Source organism: Mesorhizobium sp. M7A.F.Ca.CA.004.04.2.1 (assembly GCF_004022825.1).
Classification (GTDB): domain Bacteria; phylum Pseudomonadota; class Alphaproteobacteria; order Rhizobiales; family Rhizobiaceae; genus Mesorhizobium.
Window position 1 is genome coordinate 1 of sequence record NZ_RZPH01000687.1, and the last position, 3,320, is coordinate 3,320.

The 3,320-nt window shown below is 63.9% G+C and carries 5 protein-coding genes; all 5 read right to left on the bottom strand.

Annotated features, from left to right (window positions below; all coding sequences use genetic code 11):
* Nucleotides 1-108: 108 nt before the first annotated feature.
* The 5 genes from EN893_RS25215 to ureE all read right to left on the bottom strand — a co-directional run bounded on the left by EN893_RS25215 (nucleotide 109) and on the right by ureE (nucleotide 3,294).
* A complete protein-coding gene (locus EN893_RS25215) occupies nucleotides 109-876 on the bottom strand; it encodes a class II aldolase and adducin N-terminal domain-containing protein (protein WP_127268410.1) in 768 nt (255 codons plus the stop codon).
* An 82-nt stretch (nucleotides 877-958) separates the two neighbouring features.
* Nucleotides 959-1,603, bottom strand: a complete 645-nt coding sequence (gene ureG / locus EN893_RS25220) for an urease accessory protein UreG (protein ID WP_127268409.1) — start codon at nucleotides 1,601-1,603, stop codon at nucleotides 959-961.
* Nucleotides 1,600-2,040: a DUF3995 domain-containing protein gene (locus EN893_RS25225; protein WP_127268408.1), complete on the bottom strand. Its 441-nt coding sequence runs from the start codon at nucleotides 2,038-2,040 to the stop codon at nucleotides 1,600-1,602. Before EN893_RS25225 ends, ureG begins: the two co-directional genes overlap by 4 nt.
* The gene (locus tag EN893_RS25230; RefSeq protein ID WP_164748834.1) at nucleotides 2,037-2,708 is read right to left on the bottom strand and encodes an urease accessory protein UreF; all 672 of its coding nucleotides are present in this window, start codon (nucleotides 2,706-2,708) and stop codon (nucleotides 2,037-2,039) included. Before EN893_RS25230 ends, EN893_RS25225 begins: the two co-directional genes overlap by 4 nt.
* Nucleotides 2,701-3,294, bottom strand: a complete 594-nt coding sequence (gene ureE, locus EN893_RS25235) for an urease accessory protein UreE (protein ID WP_128361854.1) — start codon at nucleotides 3,292-3,294, stop codon at nucleotides 2,701-2,703. Before ureE ends, EN893_RS25230 begins: the two co-directional genes overlap by 8 nt.
* Nucleotides 3,295-3,320: the final 26 nt, after the last annotated feature.

Here is a 3,320-nt window from a genome sequence, read left to right on the forward strand (position 1 = left end):
GATCACGGTCAGGCCGAGTTTTGGTTCGTCCCACACTTTCGGGGCTTGCGCCGCCCCTCATCCGCCTGCCGGCACCTTCTCCCCGTATAGTGACGGGGAGAAGGGTCCTCAATTCCGGTAAACCGGTTCCTGCTCGTCGAGGATCGCCTTCAACTCGCTGAGATGGCGTTCGGCCTGGCCGGGATAGTCGTCCATCTCGCTCGCGGCCTTTTCTGCGATCGCGTCGGAAAGCGTGCGCAGCGGGCGGCCGGTCCACAGCGCCTTGATGTAGGTCTCGGCGGCGCGTTCGAAATAGAACATGCGGTTGAAGGCATCGGCGACCGTGTCGCCGATGACCAGCACGCCGTGATTGCCCATCACCATCACCTTGACCTTGGGATCGACGAGAAGCTGCGAGCAGCGCTCGCCCTCCTCCTCGAAGGCCAGCCCGCCATAATGCGCGTCCACGACATGGCGATTGAAGAACATCGCTGAATTCTGGTCGATCGGCGGCAGTGTCGAGTCAGCGAGCGATGCCAGCACCGTGGCGTGGATCGAATGGACATGCATGACACAGCGCGCGTGGCGCACATTGCGATGGATGGCGCCATGCAGTCCCCACGCCGTTGGGTCGGGCGCATCGGGGCCGGAGAGCGTTTCTGGATCGTTGGCATCGATCATCAGAAGGTCGCTCGCCTTGATGCGCGAGAAATGCACCTGGTTGGGGTTCATCAGGAACTGTGTCCCGCCATCATTGACGGCCAGCGAGAAGTGATTGGCCACCGCCTCATGCATGTTGAGCCGTGCCGTCCAGCGGAAGGCGCAGGCAAGATCGACGCGCTCCTCATAGTAGGGCAGGTTGGTCAGCGTTTCCTTTTGCAGACGGGCAAGGCTCATCCTAAAATCCTCCGGTTTCGGCAAGAATGCCGTGGCCAGCCCATGTCCGCAACCGGTTTTGGTTGGTGCAGGGATAGCTGTCTCACGCTGCCGTGCTGGCAGCGGCACCGCTGGCCCGCAGGCCGCCATGCTCGATGATGAAATCGATCACCTCCTGCAGCCCCTTGCCGCGCGACAGGTCGGTGAAGCCGAACGGCCGTTTTCCGCGCATGCGGCCGGCGTCGCTCTCCATGACATCGAGATTGACGTTTACGTAAGGAGCAAGATCGCTCTTGTTGATCACCAGGAAATCGGAGCGGGTGATCGCCGGCCCGCCCTTGCGCGGAATCTCCTCGCCCTGGCAAACCGAGATGACATAGAGCGTCAGGTCGGCGAGGTCAGGCGAGAAGGTCGCGGCAAGATTGTCGCCGCCGGATTCGATGAAGACGATGTCGAGATCCGGGAATTTCCTGTTCATTTCGGCGATTGCCTGCAGATTGATCGACGCATCCTCGCGGATGGCGGTGTGCGGGCAGCCGCCGGTCTCGACACCCATGATGCGGTCCTCGGGCAGTGCCTGCAGCCGCGCCAGCATCATGGCGTCTTCCTTGGTGTAGATGTCGTTGGTGACGACGGCGATGGAAAACTCGTCGCGCAACGCCTTGCACAGTTTTTCGGTCAGCGTCGTCTTGCCCGAACCGACCGGGCCGCCAATGCCGATGCGCAGCGGGCCATTTGTCTGTGTCATGTCGGAAACTCCGTGATGGCGAGGATGGCAAAGCCGAGCCCGATCAACAGGCAGAGCGGCGAATAATAGCGGACATCGAGCCGCGCGAAAGGTTGTTCCGGCGCCAGCCGCCGCCACCATGGCGTGAAGCCGGCTATGCCGCGACCCAGGAACACTAGGCCGATGAGCAGCGAAGTGGCGGCGAGGCCCTGCTTTGGGAAGGGTGAAGCAAAGACGCCTTCGAGCGCCAGCGGCCATAGTGTCGCCAGGCACAGGCACGCGGCAACGGCGAAACTGGCGAACGGCGACGGCATCTCATCGACACCGCGAAAACCGACCACGGCGCGAGCGCACGAGGCCGCATCCCGGCCCGGCCAGATGCCGCCAAGACCCCAATAGACATGCAGCGCGGTGATCAGCAGCAGAACAAGGGAGAGCGCGAAGGCGAGAAAAGTCATGAGCGGAACAGCCGCGAATACTGGGTTTCGTGCTTCATCGCCATGACATCGGAGACGAAGGCGCAGCCACCGAGATCGTCCAGTGTCGAGCGCGCGGCGCGGGCTGCGGTCGTCAGCGCCAGCGGCTCGAAGCCGGCTAACAACGTGGTCGCGCCGCTCTGGCCGACGATGCCAAGCCGGATCGCCGCCTGGGCGAGGTTGGAGAAGAAGGTTTGCAGGAAGGCTGACAGCGCATCCTGAAGCGCAATTGAATTGCCGCCGGCAACAGCGCCGACGGCGACGCAATAGGCGCATTCAGCCGGCAGCCGTTTCAGCACCGGATTTGGCCAGGCTGCCGCCGCTTTGAGGAAGGCCGCACCCTGCAGCATGGTTTCGGTATGGCGTTCGCGCGAGCCGGCCAGCGCCTCGGCGAGTGCCGCCACTTCATCGAGATCACCGGCGTGGCGTGCGCGGCGCCAACTCTCGGCGAACAGCACGGCGTCGTTCCAGCCCGAACCGATCTCGACAAGCGTTTCCAGCCAGCCGGCCAGGCTCCCGGCATCGGCAACCAGCCCGTCATGCACCGCGCGCTCGAGACCATGGCTGTAGGAAAAGCCGCCGACCGGAAAGGCAGGCGACAGCCACGCCATCAGCCGCAGCAGGGCGATGTTCGAAGGCTGGTCAGCCATGATCGTGGTGATGGCCGGCGTGACTGTGCGAATGGGTATGCGCTTCGTCATGAGAATGGCTGTGCGCTTCGGCGTGGCTGTGGGCATGCGCATGGCCGTGATCGTGGCTTTGCCCGCCATGCCCGGAATAGGCGCCGCGCACCGGCTTGAACGGTTCGGAAACGTCGGCCACCGTGGCGCCGAGCCCCTCCAGCATCGCCTTGATAACATGGTCCCGCAGGATGAGGATGCGACCGGCCTCGATGCTTGCTGCGAGATGGCGGTTGCCGATGTGCCAGGCGAGCTCGGCCAGATGCACGCCGTCGCGGGCGCGGATGTCATAGCCCTCTTCCGGCGCCGCGATGATCTCGACATGGCCGCCATCCTCCAGCACCAGCCGGTCGCCATCGTTCAAGGCGACGGGTTCGGGCAGGTCGACCAGCACCTTGCTGCCGTCGGCAAGCTCGATGGCGCGGCGGCGCAAATGCCGCTCGTCATGGGCGAGAATGGCCCGGCCGGACGGTAGCGTGGTTCCGGCGTTGCCGGCGGACAGTACGGAGACGGCCCGCGGGAATTTGGTGAAGTCGGTGTTGAGGTTGAGCTTCATTTCATGGATCCCCCATTTGCTTGCGC